Genomic DNA, 21,762 nt, shown 5'->3' with positions numbered 1-21,762 from the left:
ATAGGAAGGGATCTGGAGCCAACCTGCCGCTGGCGGCGAAGCAGGTCAATTACGCGGATGTCATGGGTGCGATGCTCACGCAACAAACTTCGCCGGGACGACACTATTTGTATGTCCGCAGGGTTGCCCCCTCACACCATCGCTTCCGCGACCACCATGTAGTTCACGTCCATGTCCGACGAGAGGCTCCATTTGTCGGCGAAGGGTGAGTAGACGACGCCGGTCTGCTCGGTGATGACGAGTCGGTTGTCGAGCAGGTACTTGGTCAGCTCGTCGGGGGTGACGAATTTGTTCCATTCGTGCGTGCCGCGCGGCAGCCAGCGCAGGACGTATTCGGCGCCGACGATGGCGAGCGCAAAGCTCTTCCAGTTCCGGTTCAGCGTCGAGACCACCATCAGCCCGTTCGGCTTCAGCATCGAGGCACAGCGTTTCAGGAACATGCCGACGTCGGTGACGTGCTCGACCACCTCCATCGCCAGCACGATGTCGAAGCGCTCGCGCGGATCGATCTCCTCCACCGTGGTGCAGCGATAGTCGATCGCAAGATGGCTCTTGTCGGCGTGGAGCTTCGCGGCGGCGATGTTGCTCTGCGAGGGATCGATGCCGATGACCTGTGCGCCGAGGCGCGACAGCGGCTCGCAGAGCAGGCCGGCGCCGCAGCCGATGTCCAGCACGCGCAATCCGCCGAGGCAGTTGAGGCTGCGCACGTTGCGCGCGAACTTGCGGCAGGCGGCGTCGCGGATATAGCCGAGCCGCAGCGGGTTGATCCGGTGCAGCGGCGCCATCTTGCCCTTGGGATCCCACCACTCCGCCGAGAGTTTCGAGAATTTGGCGATCTCGGCGGCGTCGACGGTCGAGCCCGGCTGGGCGGATAGGGAGGTATTTTGCTGCATGCTCATGTTACGCGCGGTCCTACCGCGTGGTGATCGAACTACGGAAGGCGAGCGGCGAGGCGATGGTCCTGATCGTCTCGATCCCCTCACCGACGCCGCGAATCGTCACGTCGCCGTAGTTGAGAATACGTCCAAGAATGGTCTGGTCGACATCGACGCTCTCGACCTTGTCCAGCGCCATCTCGAAAGTGCGGCGCTTGATGAACCCGGTCTTGTGCACGACCCGCAAATTGGTGACGTCGGTCTCGGTGGTGAAGCGATGGAACCAGCCCTTAAGGGTCCAATACAGGGCCGCCAGAGCCACCAGCCCCGAAGCGACGAGGCAAAGCAAAACGAGCCCGTCGGCGGTGGCCTGGCGGGACAGGACGAACAGGACCAAGGCCACGATCCAGGCCACGATCGCCGGGAAATAGAAGATCCAGTGCGCATTGGTCGAATACAGCACTCGCTCGCCGGGCTGCAGGATCTCGTCGATATAACGCGCCATGATCTCGGTTAACCCACTACCCCGCACCCTGCCCCCGCAGGAACCCGCTTGCCCCCGGCCCCGCCGCTCTGTATACGCGCGGTCGGTGTCCGCAGGCAGCCGTCCGGTGCGGGTCACCATACTGATCCTTATGAGGGAATGCACGCGTCGTCATGAGCCGCCTCGTGATGAAATTCGGCGGCACATCCGTCGCCAACATCGAACGCATCCGCAACGTCGCACGCCACGTGAAGCGTGAGGTCGACGCCGGCCATGAAGTGGCGGTGGTGGTCTCGGCGATGTCGGGCAAGACCAACGAGCTGGTGGCCTGGTGCACCGAGGCCTCACCGATGCACGACGCGCGCGAATACGACGCCGTCGTCGCCTCAGGCGAGCAGGTCACGTCCGGCCTGCTTGCCATCGTGCTGCAGAGCATGGGCATCCAGGCCCGCTCGTGGCAGGGCTGGCAGATCCCGATCAAAACCAGCGGCGCCCATGCCTCGGCGCGGATCGAGGACATCGACGGCAGCGAGATCATCAAGCGCTTTAAGGAGCGCAAGGAGGTCGCCGTCATCGCCGGCTTCCAGGGCATCAACGCCGAAACCGGCCGGATCACCACGCTCGGCCGCGGCGGCTCCGACACCTCGGCCGTGGCGGTCGCCGCAGCCGTCAAGGCCGACCGCTGCGACATCTACACCGACGTCGATGGCGTCTACACCACCGACCCGCGAATCGTGGCGAAGGCCAAGAGGCTGGATAAGATCGCGTTCGAGGACATGCTGGAACTGGCCTCGCAGGGCGCAAAAGTGCTCCAGGTTCGCTCTGTGGAACTCGGCATGGTTCACAACATGCCGATCTTCGTCCGCTCGAGCTTCGACAAGCCCGAGGACATCGACCCGCATGCCAACCAGCCGCCCGGCACGCTGATCTGCGGCGAGGAGGAGATCATGGAAAACCACGTCGTCACCGGCATCGCCTTTTCGAAGGACGAGGCCCAGATCTCGGTGCGCCAGATCGAAGACAAGCCGGGCGTTGCGGCCTCGATCTTCGGGCCGCTGGCGGAAGCCAACATCAACGTCGACATGATCGTGCAGAACGTCTCCGAGGACGGCAAGACCACCGACCTCACCTTCACGGTCCCGGCCGCCGACTACACCCGCGCCAAGGACACGATTACCGCTGCCAAGGCCAAGATCGGCTATGCCCGGCTTGATACCGCTACCGACGTCGCAAAAATCTCGGTGATCGGGAGCGGCATGCGCAGCCACGCCGGCGTCGCCGCCCAGGCGTTCTCGGCCCTCGCAGGGCGGAATATCAACATCCGGGCCATTACAACCTCAGAGATCAAATTCTCGGTTTTGATCGACGCCGCCTATACCGAGCTGGCGGTGCGCACCCTGCATACGCTCTACGGCCTCGATCAGGCCTGAAGCGCGATCGTCGTCGCGCTTCATATCGTCTTTGAGCACGGTCTCTCCGGAAAAGCACTTTGCACTTTCCGGACCATGACTGGGCTAATTTTCTCTTAGCGGTCGCAGCAAACGCGAAGGTGTACACACCTTCGCGTTTGGCAGGCGTTTTGCTTGGCAAAACAAGCCCCAGTTCGCTATACGGCGAAGAGGGTGGGCTGCCGCAAACTGTGTTCCGGTTCAGGCGGCGCTGATTCGGTGCAGGCGAGAGTTTGCGCCTGCACCGGACAAACAAATTGGTTGTTTTTCTAGAGTTTTGGGCCAGCCGCCGGCCGATACCGCCGGGCCGGGCAGACGGAGGAGATTGAGGCTACATGCGGAGCGCGTCGGGAGGTCCCCGCGTCTTGTTGAGACGGCTCCGCGAAACCATGGCGGAGCAGGTCTCGGCCCAGGAGCGGCTGGACAAGATCGTGGTGCTGATCGCCGCCAACATGGTGGCCGAGGTGTGCTCGGTCTACGTGCTGCGCGTCGACAACACGCTCGAGCTCTACGCCACCGAGGGTCTCAACCGCGAGGCTGTGCACCACACCGTGCTCAGCGCCCACGAGGGCCTCGTTGGTCTCGTCGCGAGCGAGGCGACCCCGCTCAACTTGAGCGACGCGCAGAGCCATCCGGCCTTCTCGTTCCGTCCCGAGACCGGCGAAGAAATCTATCACTCCTTCCTCGGCGTGCCGATCCTGCGCGCCGGCAACACGCTCGGCGTGCTGGTGGTGCAGAACCGCGCCAAGCGCAATTACGTCGAGGAAGAGCTCGAGGCACTGCAGACCACCGCCATGGTGTTGGCGGAACTCATCGCCTCCGGCGAGCTGTCGGCGCTGGCCCAGCCGGGCCTGGAGCCTGCCGCGCGCCATTCGGCGCAGAAGGTCGGCGCCATCCTGTCGGAAGGCATCGCGCTCGGCCACGTCGTGCTGCACGAGCCGCGCGTCGTCATCAAGGATTACATCGCCGAGGACCTGCCGAAGGAAATCAAGCGGCTGGACACCGCCCTCGCCAAGCTGCGCGCCGACCTCGACCGCATGCTGGAGCGCGGCGACGTTGCCGAGGGCGGCGAGCACCGCGAGGTGCTGGAAGCCTACCGCATGTTCGCCAACGACCAGGGCTGGTCGCACAAGCTGCACGAGGCGGTCGCCACCGGCCTCACCGCGGAAGCCGCCGTCGAGCGCGTGCAGTCCGACACCCGCGCGCGCATGCTGCGCTCGACGGATCCTTATTTGCGCGACCGCCTGCACGATCTCGAGGATCTCGGCTACCGCCTGATGCGGCAGCTGGTCGGCCAGGATCATGCGCCGTCGCGCGAGCAATTGCCCGACAATGCCATCGTCATCGCGCGCGCGATGGGCCCGGCGGCGCTGCTCGACTACGACCGCAAGCGCCTGCGCGGCATCGTGCTGGAGGAGGGCACCGCCAACTCCCACGTCTCGATCGTGGCGCGGGCGCTCGGCATCCCCGCGGTCGGCGAGGTGCCGAACGCGCCCGGCATCGCCGATCCCGGCGATGCCATCATCGTCGACGGCACGTCCGGCTCGATCTATGTGCGTCCGTCGCAGGAGATCGAAGCCGCTTTCGCCGAGCGCGTGCGCTTCCGCGCCCGCCGCCAGGCGCAATATCTGGCACTGCGCGACCGGCCCTGCGTCACCAAAGATGGCCAGAAGGTCGAGCTGATGATCAACGCAGGTCTCGCGATCGACCTGCCCCATATCGAGGATACCGGCAGCGCCGGCATCGGCCTGTTCCGCACCGAGCTGCAGTTCATGGTCGGCCAGAGCCTGCCGCGCACCAGCGACCAGCTCGCGCTCTATCGCACCGTGCTGGATGCCGCGGGCGACAAGCCCGTCACCTTCCGCACCCTCGATATCGGCGGCGACAAGGCGCTGCCCTACATGGAAGCGGTGATCGAGGAAAATCCTGCGCTCGGCTGGCGGGCGATCCGGCTCGGGCTCGATCGCCCCGGCCTGTTGCGCGGTCAGATCCGCGCGCTCTTGCGCGCCGGCGGCGGCCGTGCGCTGCGCATCATGTTCCCGATGATCTCGGAGGTCGCCGAATTTGATTCGGCGAAGGCGCTCGTCGAGCGCGAGCTGACATACTTACGCCAGCACGGCCACACGCTGCCTGAAAGAATCGACATCGGCACCATGGTCGAGGTGCCCGCCCTGCTCTACCAGCTCGACGAGCTCCTGAAGAAGGTCGATTTCATCTCGGTCGGCTCCAACGATCTGTTCCAGTTCCTGTTCGCGGTGGACCGCGGCAATGCCAAGGTCTCCGAGCGCTTCGACACGATGTCGGCGCCGATCCTGCGCGCGCTCCGCGATATCGCGCGCAAGGCGCAAGCCGCGCAGAAGTCGCTCTCGCTCTGCGGCGAGATGGCCTCCAAGCCCATCGGCGCACTGGCGCTGATCGCGCTCGGCTATCGCTCGCTGTCGCTCTCGGCGACCGCGCTCGGCCCGGTCAAGGCGATGGTGCTCGATCTCGACGCCAAGAAGGCCGAAGCGATGCTCAACCCTCTGCTGGATGCGCCCGCGGGCAGCGTCTCGATCCGGCAGAAGCTGACGGAATTTGCCGAGGCCGAGGGCCTTGCGTTGTAGCGGGCCTGTCGCCCGCTCCCGCCGCCCTCGCCTCCTTCCGCCCCTTGAGACTGAACCGATGTCGTCACTCCCCGAAGCCAAACTGGACGTCCTGCTCGCGCATCACGCTTCGCTCGAGGCCGAGTCGCTCGGGCAGCTCGCCTCCGAACGCTACGTGCAGATCACGCGTGAGCTCGCCGAGATCACCCCGCTGGTCGAGGCGGTCAAGACTTATCGGTCCGCAGTCAAGGAGCTCGCCGATACCGAGGCCCTCATCGCCGATCCCGCGACCGATGCCGAGATGCGCGGCATGGCGGAAGCCGAGCGCGACGAACTGACGCCGAAAATTGAGCAGCTGGTCCAGAAGATCCGCGTCGCGCTGCTGCCCAGGGACGCCATGGACGATCGCAACGTGGTGTTGGAAATCCGCGCCGGCACCGGCGGCGACGAGGCCTCGCTGTTCGCGGGCGACCTGTTCCGGATGTACGAGCGCTTCGCTGCCCTGCAGGGCTGGAAGGTCGAGGTGATCTCGGCGAGCGAAGGCACCGTCGGCGGCTACAAGGAAATCATCGCGCAGGTGCAGGGCCGCGGCGCGTTCTCGAAGCTGAAATTCGAATCCGGCGTGCACCGCGTGCAGCGCGTGCCCGATACCGAGACGCAAGGGCGCATCCATACGTCCGCCGCCACCGTCGCGGTGCTGCCGGAGGTCGAGGATGTCGACGTCGACATCAAGAACGAAGACCTGCGCATCGAGACCATGCGCGCGCAAGGCGCCGGCGGCCAGCACGTCAACAAGACCGAATCGGCGATCCGCATCACCCACATCCCGACCGGCATCGTGGTGATGATGCAGGACAGCCGCTCGCAGCACAAGAACCGCGCCTCGGCCATGAACATCCTGCGCTCGCGCATCTACGACGCCGAGCGCCAGCGCGTCGACGCCGCGCGCTCGGCCGAGCGCAAGGAGAAGGTCGGCTCAGGCGATCGCTCGGAGCGCATCCGCACCTATAATTTCCCGCAAGGACGTGTCACCGACCATCGCATCAACCTGACGCTCTACAAGCTGCCGCAGGTGATAGCAGGCGAAGCGCTGGGCGAATTGATCGACGCACTCACGACCGAACACCAGGCCGCACAGCTCGCCGCGCAAGGCGCGGCGGCGTGACGCGCGCGTGAGCAACGGCTTCACAGGACAATCGATCGAGAGCGCACGGCGCGCGGTGGCGGCGCAGCTGCGATCTGCACAGCTCGACGAAGCCGAGCTCGACGCCCGCATCCTGATCGGTGCCGTGGTTGGCCTCGATCTCACCGGCCTCATTGCACAGGCCGCCCGGCCCCTGACGAGCGCCGAAGCGTTGCAGCTCGCGCAATATGCGGGGCGACGGATCGCGGGCGAACCGGTGGCGCGCATCCTCGGGATGCGCGAATTCTGGGGCCTGTCCTTTCGCCTGTCGGAGGCGACCCTGGTTCCGCGCCCCGACACCGAAACGGTGGTCGAGCGTGCGCTCGAGCTCTTTCGCGAGCAGAAGATTCACCGCCCCCGCATCGTCGACATCGGCACCGGTTCGGGCGCGATCCTGCTCGCGCTGCTGCACGAGATTCCCGATGCCTTCGGTGTCGGCACCGATCTCAGCCTCACCGCGCTCGGCACCGCGCGGGGCAATGCCGCCGCCCTCGGCCTTGGCAACCGTTCTGCCTTCGTTGGCTGCTCCTATCTGGCCGCGCTCTCGGGTCCGTTCGATCTCATCGTGTCGAACCCGCCCTATATTCCTTCCGCCGAAATTCCGAAATTGAGCGTCGATGTGCGAGAGCACGATCCGCATCTGGCGCTCGACGGCGGCAATGACGGATATGACGCCTACCGCGCCCTGATCCCGCAGGCGGCCGAGCGCCTCGTCCCCGGCGGGGCTTTGATCGTCGAGGCCGGGCAGGGCCAGGCCCGGAATATTGAAACCTTGATGGCCGCTGCCGCGTTAGTGGTGGACAGGCCGCCCATGGCCGATTTGGCGGGTATCCCACGGGCCGTTTCGGCCCGAAAAATGCCCCCATAAAAGCCGGATTGGTCTGTAAAAAGCTCTTGGAATATCCCTTGGGAACGACTACGTTCCGGTCAACACATCGGTGCCGGCCCCGTAGACCTACGGGCGAAAGCCGGGCTCTCAGGCGAGAGCTTTACTGATTAAGGTTCCAAGCCGCAGGGTTGAGCGCGATGGCCAGTGAGCTGCGCTGCTCTCCGACCGCAACGTGAACGAAAGCCTGTTATTGCGCTTGAAGACTTACGCAAGAAAGCTGGGCTTGTTTCGGCAGGCGATATGAATGGGTTCGCTGGCAATGGATGCTGGCGGGGGGAACGCGTCTTTGTTGAACGCGACGGTCGACGAACATCGGCAGGGCTCGATCCGCTCTCGTGCGCGGTGCGTACGAGCGAGGTGAACCGCTGTCACCAGGTCAGTCTCGGCAATCAGTAGTGCGTGCAACCTTTAGGGCTGGAATTAAAGGCAGGACATGAGAAACGGTCAGAACAAGCAGCGGATGCGCAACCGCAACAACAATAACAACAACAACAACCGGCGCGGCCAGAACCCGATGACCCGGGTCTACGAGTCCAACGGGCCCGACATCAAGATCCGCGGCACGGCCTCGCATATCGCCGAGAAGTATCTCCAGCTCGCGCGCGATGCGCGCTCCTCCGGCGACCCCGTTGCGGCCGAGAACTACTACCAGCATGCCGAGCATTATTTCCGCCTGATCGCGGCCGCCCAGGAGCAGTTCCGCCAGAACCAGCAGCCGCGTGGCGACGAGCCGATCAGCAACAGCAGCGGCGACGACAGCGACGACGACGGCGAGAACTTCTCGGCGTTCGGCCAGGAGCCGGGCTTCGTGCCGCAGCCGCCGCAGCAGCAGCCCTTCATGCGCGACCGCGACGGCCAGCGCGATCATCACCAGCGTGATCACCAGCAGCGCGACAATCAGCAGCCCTATCAGCGCGACAACCAGCAGCCGCGCGAGCACCGCGAACGCGACCATCGTCCGCAGCCGCAATATCAGCCGCAGCCGCAACCCGCGAACCAGCCGCAGCCCGTCATTGCCGATACCGGCAGCGTCGACCGCCTGCCATCCTTCATCACCGGCGCACAGCCGCAGGTGAATGGCGGCCAGGGCGGCTTCGAGGGCGGCGGTGGCGGCGGCGAGCGCTATCCGCGCCGTCGGCGCCGGCCGCATGGGCCGCGTCCCGATCGCGAAGCGGCTCCCGCCGCGCCCAGCGACGAGGTCGCTTCCGGCGAGTAAGCCTCTTCTGATTTCTGACCTGAATCGTCCCGGCCACGCCGGGACGATTTTTTTTGGAGATATGCGGTAGCTGAATCGGTGAGAGCCGCAGGCACGGATCACCTCTCCCGGGGGAGAGGTGAAAACGAGCTGCGCGTCACCGTCGTCGAGGATGGCACCAGCACGGGCTTGGCCAGCGAGGGAATCAGGCGCGCGCGCTCGCGCTTGGCGGGAATCGCGCGATAGACCTGCTTGGTCGCCTCGACGATATGCACGCCGGCAAAGGGCAGCGACAGCGCCGCCCCGGCACGCTCCCACATCTGCGCCGATCTCAGCACCCAGCCGCCGGCATAGGGCGGCATGAACAGCGCTTCGCCCCAGGCCGTCGGCGTGAACCAGGTCTGGCGCAACAGGTCGGTGATCTGCGAGCGCGAATAGGGCCGGCCGTGACCGAACGGCGTGCTGTCGGTGCGGGTCCATACGCCGCGCCGGTTCGGGATCACCGCGATGACGCGGCCCGAGCCCGACAGCACCCGCCACACCTCGCGCAGCAGCGCGGCCGGATCGTCCGACATCTCCAGCGCATGGACCAGCAGGATGCGGTCGACCGCGGCGTCGGGAAGCGGCAGCGAGAACTCGTCGACCAGCGAGGCCAGCGCCGGCCGTCCCGTCGGCCATTTCAGGACACCCTGGGCGGCCGGCATGAAGGCGATGCAGCGCTCGGCGTCTTCGCGGAACAATCCCAGATAGGGGGTGGGATAACCGATGCCGAGCACGCGCTGGCCCTCGGCGCCCGGCCAGCGCTGCCGGATGCCGCGATTGATCATCTGCCGCGCCACAATCCCGAGGCGACGGGAATAGAACTCGCGGAGGTCGACGACATCGATTGTCATGACGGCAATGTAACATGCGCGAGGGCACGCCTGCGCGCGGAATATTGCATTGCCTGGGCAACGTTAACGCCATATTTGTCGGTCGGGGCTGAGCGCGATGGAGAGGTCATGGCCGCCGAAATTCGTACTTTCACCTGTTTAAACGACAATTTCGGTTATCTGATCCACGATCCGGAAACCAAGGCGACGGCGTCGATCGACGCGCCGGAGGCCGGCCCGATCCTGCAGGCGCTGGAGCGCGAGGGCTGGCAGCTCACCGACATCCTGATCACCCATCACCATGGCGATCATGTCGGCGGGGTCGCCGAACTCAAGCAGAAATACAATTGCCGCGTCGTCGCGCCGCATGACAAGACGACGAAGATCGCCAACGTCGATCTGCGTGTCGCCAATGCCGACGTGGTCAAGATCGGCAATCTGCTGGCGCGCGTAGTGGAGACGCCCGGCCACACGCTCGACCACATCTCCTACGTGTTCGACAATGAGAAGACGGTGTTCGCCGCCGACACGCTGTTCTCGATCGGCTGCGGCCGCGTGTTCGAGGGCACCTATCCGATGATGTGGGATTCGCTGTTGAAGCTGCGCGCGCTGCCCGACGACTTCAAGCTCTATTGCGGCCACGAATACACGGCGTCCAACGTCAAGTTCGCCCTCACCGTCGACCCCGACAATGCGGCGCTGCAGGCGCGCGCGGCCGAGGTGGCCAAGCTGCGGGCCGAGAACAAGCCGACCATTCCCGTGCTGCTTGGCGACGAGAAGCGGGCGAATGTGTTCCTGCGCGCCGATGAGCCGTCGGTTGCAGCCAGGCTCCACATGAAAGGCGCGGATGCCGCCGCGGTGTTCGGCGAGCTCCGCGAGCGCAAGAACAAGTCCTGAAGAACAAGTCCTGACGAGGATCGATGCCGACCGCAGCCGAGATCATCGCGCGCCTCGAACTTCGCCCGCATCCCGAGGGCGGGCACTATCGCGAGACCTTTCGCGATCAGACCACCGACGCCAACGGGCGTTCGCGCTCGACCCTGATCTACTTCCTGCTCGCGCGCGGCGAACGCTCGCACTGGCATCGCATCGACGCGGTCGAGACCTGGCACTACTATGCCGGCAGCCCCTTGACGCTGCGCATCGCCCACGACGGCTGCTCGCAGCACGAGGTGCGGCTCGGCACGGATCTCTTCGGCGGCGAGCGGCCGCAGGGAATCGTGCCGGCCAATGCCTGGCAGATGGCGGAGACCACGGGCGAGTGGACGCTGGTCGGCTGCAGCGTGGCGCCGGCATTCGAGTTCGCGAAGTTCGAGCTGGCACCGAACGGCTGGGAGCCGTAGGCCAACAGCGTCACTCCGGGGCGCCACGCAAGCGGCGAACGATGATGCGCCATTGCGCATCGGAGAATCCATCTCGCCACCATTGACGCGGATCGATGAATTCCGGGCTCGCACGTCGCGCGCGCCGGAATGACAATCATCGCTTCCTCAACACCATGTCCTTGGCCGCGATCAGGCCGCCGCCGGCAATCAGGACCGCGGCGATGGCGATGTTGGCGCTGGCTTTGGCAAAGCCGGCGGCGATGAGGAAGCCGGTCGAGAGCAGCGGCGTCGCGTAGGAGGCGGCGCCGAGCACGCGGATATCGCCGCGCTTCATGCCGATGTCCCAGGCGTAGAAGGCGGCGCCCACCGGCCCGATGCCGAGCGCGATCACGGAGAGCCATTGCAGCGTGGTTTCCGGCCACACGGTGGTCTCCAGCGCGCCATGCATCAGCGCGGCAAGCACTGATGTAGCGAGACAGAAGCCCGCGACCGCGTCGGTCGGCACCGCTTTCAACCGGCGCGACAGCACCGAATAGGTTGCCCAGACGAAGGCGGCGATGAAGGCCGCGATCAATCCGGGCACTGCCCCCGGCGCGAAGCCGATGGTGTTGCCGGCGAACAGCAGCACGGTGCCGACGAGGCCAAGCACGGCGCCGACGATGTGGTGCACGGCGAGGCGCTCGCCCGGCAGGAACGACGAGAACAGCACGATGAGCAGCGGCCAGAGATAGTTCAACAGGCCGGCTTCGGCCGGCGGCGCAAAGCGCAGCGCGAGGAAATAGAGGGCGTGGTAGCCGAACAAGCCGCCGACGCCGACGGCCCACACCACCAGCGGCTGGCGCAGGCTTTTGGCGGCATCGCCGCGACCCATCCAGGTCAGCAGGCCGACGAGACCGCCGATCGCGAAGGTCATCGCGGCGAGCTGGAACGCCGGAATCTTTCCGGTCGCAACCGTCATCACCGACAGCAGCGACCACATCAGGATCGCCGTCAGTCCGATCAGCGTCGCAGTGCGGGGAGTCATCGAAATGGAGGCCTCTTCATTCCGGGATGGCGCGTAGCGCCAGCCCCGGAATGACAGGGCATGATGCCCGGGACAAGCCCGGGCATGACGAAGTCACCTATATGATCGAACGTGATGCGATCGCATCACACCATGTACTGGCCGCCGTTGACCGACAGCGTCGACCCGGTGATTGCGCCGGCCTCATCGGCGGCGAGGAACACGACGGCGCGCGCGATCTCCTCGGGCTCGCCGAGACGGCCGATCGGGATCAGCGGCAGGATGGACTTTTCCAGCACGTCCTTCGGCACCGCCTGCACCATCTCGGTGTTGATGTAGCCCGGGCATATCGCGTTCACGGTGACGCCGCCCTTGGCGTTCTCCAGCGCCAGGGCCTTGGTGAAGCCGATCTCGCCGGCCTTGGCCGCGGAATAGTTCACCTGGCCGAACTGGCCCTTCTGGCCGTTGATCGAGGAGATGTTGATGATGCGGCCGAACTTGCGCCCGCGCATGCCTTCGATCACCTGGCGCGACATGTTGAACAGCGACCCGAGATTGGTGCCGATCACGGCGTTCCATTGCTCGAGGCTCATCTTGTGGAAGGCGCCGTCCTTGGTGATGCCGGCATTGTTGACGAGCACGTCGACCGGGCCGACCTCGGCCTCGACTTTTTTCACGCCTTCGGCGCAGGCGTCGAAATTGCTGACGTCCCATTTGTAGACGGCAATGCCGGTCTCGGCCTTGAACTTCTCCGCCGCCGCATCGTTGCCGGCATAGCTTGCCGCGACCTTGTAGCCGGCCGCCTTCAGCGCCTTGCTGATCGCAGCTCCGATGCCCCGCGTACCACCCGTCACCAGTGCAACACGTGCCATATCGTATTCCTTCCCTTGGACTCTTCCTTGGACTCTTCGGACGTTTCTGAGTGATCGTTATTAGCCAAGGATTATGCGGGACGTTTGACGGACATCAAGAACAAAACGCCCGGCGTGAGCCGGGCGTTTCTCTTTAGTCGAGGCCTGCGCGGTTGCGAAGAATATTTGATTTGCAACCGCCGCTTTTTTAGTCGCGTGCAACGCACTCAATCAGGTGTGCGGCGCACGCGTCAGTTTCACGTCAGCGACCTTCAGTCGCGCGCCAGACACATCGCGATACCCATGCCGCCGCCGATGCACAGCGTGGCAAGGCCCTTCTTCGAATCGCGCTTCTGCATCTCGTGCAGCAGCGTCACGAGCACGCGCGCGCCGGAGGCACCGACGGGGTGGCCGATCGCGATCGCGCCGCCATTGACGTTGACCTTCGAGGTATCCCAGCCGAGGTCCTTGTTGACGGCGCAGGCCTGCGCCGCAAAGGCCTCGTTGGCCTCGATCAGATCGAGATCACCGACATTCCAGCCGGCCTTCTTCAGTGCAGCGCGTGAGGCCGGGATCGGGCCCGAGCCCATGATCTTCGGATCGACGCCGGCCTGCGCCCAGGACACGATGCGCGCGAGCGGCTTCTTGCCTTCCTTGGCGGCCTGCTTGGCGGTCATCAGCACCACGGCGGCAGCGCCGTCATTGATGCCCGAGGCCGAGCCCGCGGTGACCGTGCCGTCCTTCTCAAAGGCCGGCTTGAGCTTCGCCATCGCGTCGAGCGTGGCGCCATGGCGCGGATATTCGTCGGCGCTGACGACCACGTCGCCCTTGCGGGTCTTGATGGTGACGGGGACGATCTCGTCGTTGAACTTGCCGGCCTTCTGGGCGGCCTCGGCCTTCTGCTGCGAGGCGACCGCGAACTCGTCCTGCTGGGCGCGAGTGATCTGCCACTGGCGCGCAACGTTCTCGGCGGTGTTGCCCATGTGGTAGCCGTTGAAGGCATCCCAGAGGCCGTCCTTGATCATGGTGTCGACCAGCTCGAGGCCGCCCATCTTGACGCCGCCGCGCAGGTGCTGGGCGTGAGGGGCCATGCTCATGGATTCCTGGCCGCCGGCGACCACGATCTCGGAATCGCCGTTGAGCAGCGCCTGATAGCCGAGCGCGACCGTACGCAGGCCCGAGCCGCAAAGCTGGTTGACGCCCCAGGCCGGGCTTTCCACCGGAATGCCAGCCATGATCGAGGCCTGGCGGGCCGGGTTCTGGCCCTGGGCGGCGGTGAGGATCTGGCCCATGATGACTTCGGAGACTCGGCCGGGCTCGATGCCGGCGCGCTCCAGCGCGGCCTTGATGGCGACGGCGCCGAGGTCATGGGCAGGAAGGGTCGCGAAGGCTCCGTTGAAGCTTCCGACCGGGGTGCGGGCGGCGCTGACGATGACGACATCGTCTGACATGGGCATCTCCTGAGGTTCTTGTGAAGGGGCAGGCGGGGCTGGAAAAACGCTCGCCAGTCTCGTCAGCCATCCTGTTAACGTCGTTGAGGCATGTCAATCGGCGGGGGGGCCGAATCCTTGCCGCAGCGCATTCAAAATAGCGTTCTTGACGCTTTCGCAAGCACGTTTTTGCTGCCGGATTAACCGTGGCGCACAAAACGGTAGCGTGACCCCTTTGAAAATGCTTATTTTGTTGCGTTGCGTACTCGTCCCGCCCTGCGGCATAGCCGCCGGGTTCCCGTTCTCAGCGTTTTTGCAAGTGAGAGCCCATGGCGAAATCAGACCAACCCACCACGATCAAGAAATACGCGAACCGCCGGCTCTATAACACCGGAACGAGTACTTACGTGACGCTGGAAGACCTCGCCGCCATGGTCAAGGACGGCGAAGATTTCCTGGTCTACGACGCCAAGACCGGCGACGACATCACCCGCTCCGTGCTCGCCCAGATCATCTTCGAGCAGGAGAACAAGGCCGGCCAGAACCTGCTCCCGACCACCTTCCTGCGCCAGCTGATCCGCTTCTACGGCGACAGCATGCAGATGGTGGTGCCGAAATATCTGGAGCAGTCCATCGCGACGCTGACCCAGGAGCAGGAGAAGTTCCGCAAGCAGATTGCCAATACGCTGTCCGGCACTCCGTTTGCGCCGCTGGAGGAGCAGGTTCGTCGCAACATGGAGCTGTTCCAGCAGACCTTCTCGATGTTCAAGCCGTTCGCCGCGCCTCGCCCGGCGGCCAGCCCGGAGCCGGAGCCCGATGCGAACGCCGAGGCGCCGAAGGACAGCAACATCGACGATTTGCGCCAGCAGATGAAGGAAATGCAGGAGCGCCTCGAGCGGATGTCGAAGAAGGACGAATAGGTCGTTCGTTCGCGCCGGCGCGTCCGCATACGGCGGGCGCGCGAATTGCCAGTTGATTCCCGGCCACGGCCGGAGCACGCCATGTCTGAGCGCACCACGCACTGGGACAACGTCTACGCCACCAAGGGCGAGGCCGAGGTCAGCTGGTATCAGGACAGCCCGGCGATCTCGCTCGCGATGATTCGCGCGGCCAACCCGGATCGTGACGCCGCCATCATCGATATTGGCGGCGGTGCGTCGCGACTGGTCGACGCGCTGCTTCAGGACGGATATCGCCGCCTGTCCGTGCTGGACCTCTCCGCCAACGCGCTCGACGTTGCCAAGAAGCGAATCGGCCAAGCCGCCTCAACGGTCGACTGGATCGTCGCCGATGCCACGACATGGCAGCCAACCAGGACCTACGATGTCTGGCACGATCGCGCGGCGTTTCACTTCCTGACCGCTCCCGACGACAGGGCGGCTTACGTCGAGCGCCTGCGGTCGGCGGTTGGCCCCGGCGGCCAAGTCATCATCGCCACGTTCGCACCCGACGGGCCGGAGAAATGCAGCGGCCTGCCGGTGCAGCGCCATGACGGCGCGAGCCTCGCGGCTGAGCTCGGGCCGGCGTTCGAGCTGGTCGAGACGCGGCGCGAGACGCACCGCACACCGTGGGATTCCACGCAGGCGTTTCAGTTCAGCCGGTTTCGGAGGCGGGGCTCATAAAGCGGCGCGGCTCGAGTTGTGGATTGTCGATGCTCCCACAAGCTCGCAATGACGCTGTACGCGGAAGCAGCGAGACCTACGCAGCCAGCTTCACCGCATGCGCAAAGTCCCAATAGAGCTTGCGCGCCTTGGTGTAGAGCGGGCCCGGCTTCAGCTCGCGCTCGTCGATGCGGATCACCGGCGCGACCTTGGCGAAATTGCCCGTTGAAAAGATCTCGTCGGCGGCGAGGAAATCGGCATAGCGCAGCGTCTTCTCGACCACGGTGATGCCATCGCCGCGAAGCAGGCTGATGACGCGCTGGCGGGTGATACCGTTGAGGAAGGTGCCGTTCGGCACCGGCGTGAACACCACGCCGTCCTTGGCCATGAACACGTTGGAATTGCCGAACTCGGCGACATTGCCGAGCATGTCGAGCATCAACGCATTCTGGAAGCCGCGTGAGGTCGCTTCGGCGAGTGCGCGCGAATTGTTGGGATAGAGGCAGGCTGCCTTCGCTTCGACCGGCGCGCATTCGGTGGTGGGCCTGCGGAACGGCGAGAGCGTGATCGCGTTGCCGACGGGTTTCGGTATCGGCGCCTCGTAGATGCACAGACACCAGTTGGTGGACTCAGGATCGAACAGCACGCCGCCGCCGAGCCCGCTCTGCGCCCAGTACATCGGACGGATATAGAGCTCGGCATTCGCCGCGAAACGCGCGATGCCTTCGTTTGCGAGCGCGAGCCAGGTGCCGGTATCGACCACCGGCTTCAGGCCGAAGCTGATCGCGGATTGGTTGGTGCGGGCCATGTGAAGGTCGAGATCGGGCGCGACGCCTTCGAACGCACGGGCGCCGTCGAACACGACCGAGCCGAGCCAGGCCGCATGCGTGCGCGGCCCCATGATCGGCACGTTGCCGTCATGCCATTTGCCATCGAAGAAGGTCCAGCTTGGTGAATATTCGATTGGCTTCTTGATCTCGGCCATGACCTACCTCCCTTGGCACGATGCCGCAGTATAGCGTCACTATTGGTGGAACTTCTAAATGATTCCCTGCGCAGAAGAGGTAGGTTACCCTTCCCCATGAGGTAGGCCACGCGTTTTCCATAAAGGAGAGAGGGAAGCAGCATGCCACTCGACCCGCTCGCAAAGCGTTTGTTGACCATGATGGCTGCGGCTGGGCCGCAAGCACGAAGCAGGCCCAGCGTCGAGGCGCGGCGGCAATCGCTGGCAAAACTGATGCAGTTCGCACGCACTGATGCGCCTGACGTGACCGCGTCCGACGGCATGCTGCCCGGCCCCGGCGGAGCGCTTCCCTATCGGCTCTATTCGCCTCCCTCTGCAGGCGAGCGCGCGCCGGGCTTCGTGTTCTTCCATGGCGGCGGCCTCGTCGCCGGCAGCATCGCCACGCATGACCGCATCGCCGCGGCACTTGCGCATGCGACCGGATGCCGCCTGGTCTCGGTCGACTACCGGCTCGCGCCCGAGCACAAATTTCCCGCAGCCGTGGACGATGCGATCGCCGCGACCGAATGGGTCGCGCGCCAGGCGCCCTCGCTCGGCATCGATGCGGAGCGGCTGGTTGTCGGCGGCGATTCGGCCGGCGCCACATTGGCGGCGATCGTGTGCCAGGAAGCTTTGCAAAACGCCGGCCTCTCCATCGTGGCGCAATGCCTGATCTGCCCGGTGCTGGATTTCGAGGAGACCTCACCCTCGCGCGAGGAATTTGCCGAAGGCCACCTGATCGACCGCATCACGATCGAAGCCGATCTCGCCGACTACCTGCCCGGGGGCTTCGATGCTTCCGATCCACGCATCTCGCCGTTGCGCGCAAGCAGGCTCACAGGCCTGCCTACCGCGATCATCCACACCGCCGAGTTCGACCCGATGCGCGACGAAGGCAACGCCTATGCGCGCAAGCTGCTCACCGCGGGCGTTGCCGTCGAGCACGTCTGCCATGACGGCATGGTCCACAATTTCCACGCCATGGGCGCGATCCTGCCCCAGGCGCAGCTCGTGCTGTCGCAGATCGGCGAGCAGGTCAGGCGGGCGGTGGAGAGGTGAGGCACTTCGTTAACCCTCTCGCCTTGCGGGAGAGGGTGGCTCGCCGCGCAGCGCCGAGACGGGTGAGGGCTCTCTCTCCGCGCAACAAAATCGCGCAGTGAATTCGTGGAGAGGACCCATCATCCGGCGCTTCGCGCCACCTTCTCCGACAAGGGGAGAAGGAAGATAGCAACGTCACGCCCTCGACCCAATTACCGCCCTCGCCGCCACGACATATTCCAGCCAGTGTGCGTCCGCATAGCGTTGGGCCTGCCGCGCGCAGGTAATGTCGGGCGCATGCGCGGCCGCAATCGTGCGCGCGAAACGCTCCTCGGCGACCGTCACGTCGGCGGGTTCGGCCATGGGTGCAGCGGCGGCAGCAACGGTCGGAGCAACAGCGAGCCCCGCCAGACCGGTGAGCAGGATGCGGCGTGACGTGTTCATGGCTGTCATTCTCCTTTGTCCGGCCTGCACTCTGGCCGGCGGGTGTGTCAGTGCGATCACGGCAGGGTACCCGCGCGCATCCGCGTCGTCCATCGTCTGCGGATAGCGCTTGACCACGGAAGCGATCACGTTCCATCTAACAACGGATTTGCCATCAAATCGTAACGCGTCGGATCGTCACGTGCCCCATCGCAGCCAATCCCGTCGTCCGGCTTTGCGCGGTGCCGCGACGGGACTGCTGTGGCTGGCGATCCCGGCAGGCGCCGCCTTCGCGGCCGACGATGAGGAGGACAAGCCGGCAAAGCCGGCTGTGCCGAACATCTATCTCGACCTGCGCACCAGCTACGCGGCAATCCCGGCGGGCACGCTCGGGCTCGGCTTCGGCACCACCTCGCTGTCGGCGGCCTTCGAATCCCTGGCGGTACGACGAGGCACGACGCTGCCGAACGGCTTGCCGGCGGCAAAGGCGATCGCCGTCGACCTGCCGCTGACCGTCGACGTCACCGACCGCGTCTCGCTCTATGGCGGCGTGTCGGGCTCGACCGTGGACATCGGCAGCGGCTGGTCGTCCTTCGACATCACCAGCTGGAACATCGGGGTGCAGGCCGACCTCTACCAGCAGAATGGCGGCAAGATCCCGACCATCACGCTGCAATCGACCCTGACGCAGTCGGTGCCGAACGAACAGGGCATGACGAATTCCTTCAACAACATCCTGGAATTCGACTACGCGCTCGACGAGGACGAGACGCGGGGCTGGCTGGCCGGCGTGCAATATACCCACACCACCATCGCCAGCCCGTTCGCCAGCATCCGGCCGAACACGATCCTCTATGCCGGCGGCTATTACCAATGGCCGAGCAACTGGAAGTTCACCGGGCGGCTCGGCCTGCAGTCTTTCGGCGGCGCGCAGTTCGCCGGGCGAACGCTGGCTGCGTCCTTCACCCAGCCGACCCTGCGCCTCGACCTCGACCGCATGGACGACAACGACAACCGCCTGTTCGGCATCACAGCGCAGATCGCGTGGACGCCGAAGCCAGCCTACCAGCTGACGCTGCGCACGCCGCTTTACGCGGTGCGCAACTGACTGGGGTCGTAGCGGATTTCTGATCGAGCGCGGCGGCTGCTATCGATCGGGCGGAACGCGTCCCGTATCACCCGTCAAGGAATCGTTAATCCTCATCCCAAAACATCCATCGCGTTACCCCGATGCAAGGAACGTTGCGCGACACTACGCGAGCTTTTCACCGCGTTACGTGTCGGAGTCTGCGAATGTCCCGCTTGGTTTCGGAACGGACGTTCCTCGCCGGGAAAATCTTCTTCGATTTCGGCCAGTCGTCGATCGATTGCATCGTACGCCGGCTGACCGAGGAGGCCGCGACGCTCGAAATGGAGAGCGGCTTGGGCGTGCCCGAGCGGTTCCAGCTCAGGCTCGCGGGGCGCGAGATTCTGGCCTGTCGCGCGGTCTGGCGATCCGACCGCCAGGTGGGGGTCGCCTTCGAGCGGCCGGGCAGCGAGCGGGCGGCGGGCGAGGAGCGGGAACGCTCGTCCGACGCGTTGATGCGCGGCCAGATGCTGGCGCTGCGCGCCGCGCTCGATCATGTGCCGACCGGCATCGTGCTGCTCGACCCTCACCTCAGGGCACGCCTGATCAACCGGTCGTTTCGCCAGATGTGGCGCCTGCCCGACGAGGTTGCCGACAGCAATCCATCCATTCTCACGCTGCTTCACCACGGACGCGACACCGGTGCCTACGAGGTGCCGGACCCCGAGCTCGATGCGCTGGTCACGGAGCGCGTCCGCGTGATCGAGGCGGGTGATCCGACCCCGATCGACCTGCGCCGGACCAATGGCGATGTCGTGCGCGTCCAGGTCACGCCATTGCCCGACGGCGGCCGCATGCTGACCTATACGCCCGTCACCGACATCGTGCGTACCTCCGACGAGCTGAAGCTGCTGCGGGATGCGCTGGAGAATGTCCAGGACGGCGTGCTCCTTCTCGATTCCGACCTGCACGCCACTTTCATGAACCGGCGGATGCGGCGGTTCTGGGACGTCAGCGAAGACGAGGCAGCGAGCCGGCCGGCCTATTCATCGCTGGTGCGGCGCCTGCATCGCGCCAGCGCGCCCAATCTTCCAAACAGCGAGCTCGCGAAGTTTCCGGCGCGGCGCGTCGAAGAGGTCAAGGCCGGCGATCATGTGCGCGACCTGCAGACGCCGGACGGCCGCCGCATCAGGGCCCATTGCACCACGATGTCGAATGGCGGGCGCATGCTGACCTATGTCGACATCACCGATCTTACGCAAAAAGCCGCGATGCTGGAGACGCTCGCCACCACCGATCCCCTCACCGGCCTCTACAACCGTCGCCACTTCCTCGAGAGCCTCGATGCGGAATGGAGCCGCTTCCAGCGCTACTACCGCTCCGTCTCGGTGCTGATGCTGGACATCGACCACTTCAAATCGGTCAATGATCGCTACGGCCATGCCGTTGGCGATGCAGCGATCAAGGCCGTTGCGGCCGCGTGCCTCGACGGCAAGCGCAAGTCGGACATCGTCGGCCGTCTCGGCGGCGAGGAATTCGCCGTTCTGCTGCCCGAGACCAGCCTGTCCCGGGCGAGGACGGTGGCCGAGCGCATCCGCAAGCGCGTGATGAATACGCAGCTCTTTGCCGAGAAGATCCAGTTCGGCCTCACCCTAAGCATCGGCATCGCCGCGGCCACCGCCAGCATGTCCGGCATCGACGCGCTGATGGGCGCCGCCGATCAAGCGCTCTATCGGGCCAAGACTGAAGGCCGCAATCGCTGCATCGCCTTCGCGCCCCCGCCGCCTGCAAGCAAGGCGGCGGAGTGACCTGCGGAAGCTGCGTCTAATCCGGCACCGGCACGTCGAAGGTGTTGAGCGTGACCGAGACCATGCAGTAGACGCCGACGAGATAAGACAGCTCGGCCGCACCGTGCTCCCCGAACTCCTTCACCGCCGCGCGATAAGTCAGCTCCGGCAGCACGCCGCCTCTCACCAGGGCCGAGGCCATGTCGTAGGCGACCGCCTCCTGCTTGGTGAGATCGACCGGCCGCTGGCCGGCGACGATGGTCGCGAGCTTCTCGTCGGAAAGGCCGCGCTGCTCGGCCACCAGCACATGGGCATAGAGCTCGTAGCCGGAACGGAAATGCGAGCCGGTGACGAGGATCGCGACCTCGCGCACGGCCGCCGGCAGCAGCGGATTCGACGCGATCGCCTTGACCAGCTCCCATACCGGCGTGCCGAAGCGCGGCTCGCGGATCCAGGGATTCCAGGGCCCCAGCAGCGCGCCGTCGTCGCGCAGGTTCACAAAGCCCTTGAAGTGGTCCTTGATGCCGGCCTGCATGTCGTCATAGAGCGGCTTCTGTTCGCTGGTCAGATCCTTGGGATCGAGAATGGGAAGGCGCACGGCGGGATCTCCTCGTTGAGAAGAGCGAACGGTCGCCCGCGTGCCTGCACATGGCAAGTGAAGTTGCCGTGACGACCGTGCCATTTCGCAAATTGCAGGGAAATATCAG

At 65.2% G+C, this 21,762-nt stretch carries 21 protein-coding genes; 12 read left to right on the top strand and 9 right to left on the bottom strand.

All coding sequences use genetic code 11. From position 1 onward, the window contains the following. Window positions 1-131: 131 nt before the first annotated feature. Entirely contained in the window at window positions 132-899 is a 768-nt protein-coding gene (ubiG, locus tag ACRQ5Q_RS02690; RefSeq protein ID WP_439372560.1) for a bifunctional 2-polyprenyl-6-hydroxyphenol methylase/3-demethylubiquinol 3-O-methyltransferase UbiG, read from the bottom strand. Window positions 900-912: 13 nt separating this feature from the next. Then, a complete protein-coding gene (locus tag ACRQ5Q_RS02685; RefSeq protein ID WP_439372559.1) occupies window positions 913-1,380 on the bottom strand; it encodes a PH domain-containing protein in 468 nt (155 codons plus the stop codon). Window positions 1,381-1,532: 152 nt separating this feature from the next. Between ACRQ5Q_RS02685 and ACRQ5Q_RS02680 the strand changes: the two genes are divergently transcribed. From ACRQ5Q_RS02680 to ACRQ5Q_RS02660, 5 genes are all read left to right on the top strand, one after another. Then, a complete protein-coding gene (locus ACRQ5Q_RS02680; protein WP_439395895.1) occupies window positions 1,533-2,789 on the top strand; it encodes an aspartate kinase in 1,257 nt (418 codons plus the stop codon). A 353-nt stretch (window positions 2,790-3,142) separates the two neighbouring features. After that, the gene (ptsP, locus tag ACRQ5Q_RS02675; protein WP_439372557.1) at window positions 3,143-5,410 is read left to right on the top strand and encodes a phosphoenolpyruvate--protein phosphotransferase; all 2,268 of its coding nucleotides are present in this window, start codon (window positions 3,143-3,145) and stop codon (window positions 5,408-5,410) included. Window positions 5,411-5,468: 58 nt separating this feature from the next. Further along, entirely contained in the window at window positions 5,469-6,554 is a 1,086-nt protein-coding gene (prfA, locus tag ACRQ5Q_RS02670) for a peptide chain release factor 1 (RefSeq protein WP_439372556.1), read from the top strand. Window positions 6,555-6,561: 7 nt separating this feature from the next. Next, window positions 6,562-7,440, top strand: coding sequence for a peptide chain release factor N(5)-glutamine methyltransferase (prmC, locus tag ACRQ5Q_RS02665; protein WP_439395893.1), 879 nt, complete (start codon window positions 6,562-6,564; stop codon window positions 7,438-7,440). A 454-nt stretch (window positions 7,441-7,894) separates the two neighbouring features. After that, a complete protein-coding gene (locus tag ACRQ5Q_RS02660) occupies window positions 7,895-8,677 on the top strand; it encodes a DUF4167 domain-containing protein (protein WP_439372555.1) in 783 nt (260 codons plus the stop codon). Between the two features lie 98 nt (window positions 8,678-8,775). Here ACRQ5Q_RS02660 and ACRQ5Q_RS02655 read toward each other — a convergent pair whose 3' ends face one another. Beyond that, the gene (locus ACRQ5Q_RS02655; protein WP_439372554.1) at window positions 8,776-9,549 is read right to left on the bottom strand and encodes a methyltransferase domain-containing protein; all 774 of its coding nucleotides are present in this window, start codon (window positions 9,547-9,549) and stop codon (window positions 8,776-8,778) included. Window positions 9,550-9,657: 108 nt separating this feature from the next. Between ACRQ5Q_RS02655 and gloB the strand changes: the two genes are divergently transcribed. Both gloB and ACRQ5Q_RS02645 read left to right on the top strand, forming a co-directional pair. Beyond that, the gene (gloB, locus tag ACRQ5Q_RS02650) at window positions 9,658-10,425 is read left to right on the top strand and encodes a hydroxyacylglutathione hydrolase (RefSeq protein WP_439372553.1); all 768 of its coding nucleotides are present in this window, start codon (window positions 9,658-9,660) and stop codon (window positions 10,423-10,425) included. A gap of 23 nt (window positions 10,426-10,448) precedes the next feature. After that, complete coding sequence (locus tag ACRQ5Q_RS02645; RefSeq protein ID WP_439372552.1) at window positions 10,449-10,871, top strand: cupin domain-containing protein; 423 nt, start codon at window positions 10,449-10,451, stop codon at window positions 10,869-10,871. 136 nt (window positions 10,872-11,007) lie between these two features. Here ACRQ5Q_RS02645 and yddG read toward each other — a convergent pair whose 3' ends face one another. From yddG to ACRQ5Q_RS02630, 3 genes are all read right to left on the bottom strand, one after another. Then, a complete protein-coding gene (gene yddG, locus ACRQ5Q_RS02640) occupies window positions 11,008-11,877 on the bottom strand; it encodes an aromatic amino acid exporter YddG (RefSeq protein ID WP_439372551.1) in 870 nt (289 codons plus the stop codon). 125 nt (window positions 11,878-12,002) lie between these two features. Further along, a complete protein-coding gene (phbB, locus tag ACRQ5Q_RS02635; protein WP_439372550.1) occupies window positions 12,003-12,728 on the bottom strand; it encodes an acetoacetyl-CoA reductase in 726 nt (241 codons plus the stop codon). A gap of 251 nt (window positions 12,729-12,979) precedes the next feature. Continuing rightward, window positions 12,980-14,158 carry an acetyl-CoA C-acetyltransferase gene (locus ACRQ5Q_RS02630; RefSeq protein ID WP_439372549.1) on the bottom strand — a complete coding sequence of 393 codons (1,179 nt, stop codon included), beginning with the start codon at window positions 14,156-14,158 and terminating at the stop codon, window positions 12,980-12,982. Window positions 14,159-14,466: 308 nt separating this feature from the next. Here ACRQ5Q_RS02630 and phaR point away from each other — a divergent pair, with 308 nt between their 5' ends. Together phaR and ACRQ5Q_RS02620 are read left to right on the top strand one after the other, a co-directional pair. Continuing rightward, window positions 14,467-15,057, top strand: a complete 591-nt coding sequence (gene phaR / locus ACRQ5Q_RS02625; protein WP_080140538.1) for a polyhydroxyalkanoate synthesis repressor PhaR — start codon at window positions 14,467-14,469, stop codon at window positions 15,055-15,057. Between the two features lie 81 nt (window positions 15,058-15,138). Next, window positions 15,139-15,759: a class I SAM-dependent methyltransferase gene (locus ACRQ5Q_RS02620; RefSeq protein ID WP_439372548.1), complete on the top strand. Its 621-nt coding sequence runs from the start codon at window positions 15,139-15,141 to the stop codon at window positions 15,757-15,759. A gap of 76 nt (window positions 15,760-15,835) precedes the next feature. Here ACRQ5Q_RS02620 and ACRQ5Q_RS02615 read toward each other — a convergent pair whose 3' ends face one another. Beyond that, window positions 15,836-16,723: a branched-chain amino acid aminotransferase gene (locus tag ACRQ5Q_RS02615; RefSeq protein ID WP_439372547.1), complete on the bottom strand. Its 888-nt coding sequence runs from the start codon at window positions 16,721-16,723 to the stop codon at window positions 15,836-15,838. 141 nt (window positions 16,724-16,864) lie between these two features. Here ACRQ5Q_RS02615 and ACRQ5Q_RS02610 point away from each other — a divergent pair, with 141 nt between their 5' ends. Further along, window positions 16,865-17,800, top strand: a complete 936-nt coding sequence (locus ACRQ5Q_RS02610) for an alpha/beta hydrolase (RefSeq protein WP_439372546.1) — start codon at window positions 16,865-16,867, stop codon at window positions 17,798-17,800. Window positions 17,801-17,974: 174 nt separating this feature from the next. On the opposite strand, the gene ACRQ5Q_RS02605 is transcribed toward ACRQ5Q_RS02610, so the two are convergent. Beyond that, complete coding sequence (locus ACRQ5Q_RS02605; RefSeq protein ID WP_439372545.1) at window positions 17,975-18,223, bottom strand: hypothetical protein; 249 nt, start codon at window positions 18,221-18,223, stop codon at window positions 17,975-17,977. Between the two features lie 214 nt (window positions 18,224-18,437). Between ACRQ5Q_RS02605 and ACRQ5Q_RS02600 the strand changes: the two genes are divergently transcribed. Next, entirely contained in the window at window positions 18,438-19,310 is an 873-nt protein-coding gene (locus tag ACRQ5Q_RS02600; RefSeq protein WP_439375780.1) for a hypothetical protein, read from the top strand. A gap of 185 nt (window positions 19,311-19,495) precedes the next feature. Next, window positions 19,496-21,076 (top strand): diguanylate cyclase, encoded by a 1,581-nt coding sequence (locus tag ACRQ5Q_RS02595; protein ID WP_439395891.1) that lies wholly within the window; start codon window positions 19,496-19,498, stop codon window positions 21,074-21,076. A gap of 16 nt (window positions 21,077-21,092) precedes the next feature. Here the strand turns inward: ACRQ5Q_RS02595 and ACRQ5Q_RS02590 are convergent, their stop codons facing one another. After that, window positions 21,093-21,653, bottom strand: coding sequence for a carboxymuconolactone decarboxylase family protein (locus tag ACRQ5Q_RS02590; protein ID WP_439395889.1), 561 nt, complete (start codon window positions 21,651-21,653; stop codon window positions 21,093-21,095). Window positions 21,654-21,762: the final 109 nt, after the last annotated feature.

Origin of the sequence: Bradyrhizobium sp. PMVTL-01, assembly GCF_051861855.1 — a bacterium.
GTDB lineage: Bacteria > Pseudomonadota > Alphaproteobacteria > Rhizobiales > Xanthobacteraceae > Bradyrhizobium.
Note: the sequence above shows the minus strand (reverse complement) of the source record. Positions and strands in the feature narration are given on the sequence as shown.

Excerpts from the sequence above, each read along its gene's own strand:
- ACRQ5Q_RS02680 (WP_439395895.1), top strand. The coding sequence starts at position 1,533 with ATGAGCCGCCTCGTGATGAAATTCGGCGGCACATCCGTCGCCAACATC.
- phaR (WP_080140538.1), top strand. The coding sequence starts at position 14,467 with ATGGCGAAATCAGACCAACCCACCACGATCAAGAAATACGCGAACCGC.
- ACRQ5Q_RS02620 (WP_439372548.1), top strand. The coding sequence starts at position 15,139 with ATGTCTGAGCGCACCACGCACTGGGACAACGTCTACGCCACCAAGGGC.
- gloB (WP_439372553.1), top strand. The coding sequence starts at position 9,658 with ATGGCCGCCGAAATTCGTACTTTCACCTGTTTAAACGACAATTTCGGT.
- ACRQ5Q_RS02605 (WP_439372545.1), bottom strand. The coding sequence starts at position 18,223 with ATGAACACGTCACGCCGCATCCTGCTCACCGGTCTGGCGGGGCTCGCT.
- ACRQ5Q_RS02630 (WP_439372549.1), bottom strand. The coding sequence starts at position 14,158 with ATGTCAGACGATGTCGTCATCGTCAGCGCCGCCCGCACCCCGGTCGGA.
- ACRQ5Q_RS02645 (WP_439372552.1), top strand. The coding sequence starts at position 10,449 with ATGCCGACCGCAGCCGAGATCATCGCGCGCCTCGAACTTCGCCCGCAT.
- ptsP (WP_439372557.1), top strand. The coding sequence starts at position 3,143 with ATGCGGAGCGCGTCGGGAGGTCCCCGCGTCTTGTTGAGACGGCTCCGC.
- prfA (WP_439372556.1), top strand. The coding sequence starts at position 5,469 with ATGTCGTCACTCCCCGAAGCCAAACTGGACGTCCTGCTCGCGCATCAC.
- ACRQ5Q_RS02660 (WP_439372555.1), top strand. The coding sequence starts at position 7,895 with ATGAGAAACGGTCAGAACAAGCAGCGGATGCGCAACCGCAACAACAAT.
- ACRQ5Q_RS02685 (WP_439372559.1), bottom strand. The coding sequence starts at position 1,380 with ATGGCGCGTTATATCGACGAGATCCTGCAGCCCGGCGAGCGAGTGCTG.
- ubiG (WP_439372560.1), bottom strand. The coding sequence starts at position 899 with ATGAGCATGCAGCAAAATACCTCCCTATCCGCCCAGCCGGGCTCGACC.
- phbB (WP_439372550.1), bottom strand. The coding sequence starts at position 12,728 with ATGGCACGTGTTGCACTGGTGACGGGTGGTACGCGGGGCATCGGAGCT.
- yddG (WP_439372551.1), bottom strand. The coding sequence starts at position 11,877 with ATGACTCCCCGCACTGCGACGCTGATCGGACTGACGGCGATCCTGATG.
- ACRQ5Q_RS02655 (WP_439372554.1), bottom strand. The coding sequence starts at position 9,549 with ATGACAATCGATGTCGTCGACCTCCGCGAGTTCTATTCCCGTCGCCTC.
- ACRQ5Q_RS02615 (WP_439372547.1), bottom strand. The coding sequence starts at position 16,723 with ATGGCCGAGATCAAGAAGCCAATCGAATATTCACCAAGCTGGACCTTC.
- ACRQ5Q_RS02595 (WP_439395891.1), top strand. The coding sequence starts at position 19,496 with ATGTCCCGCTTGGTTTCGGAACGGACGTTCCTCGCCGGGAAAATCTTC.
- ACRQ5Q_RS02610 (WP_439372546.1), top strand. The coding sequence starts at position 16,865 with ATGCCACTCGACCCGCTCGCAAAGCGTTTGTTGACCATGATGGCTGCG.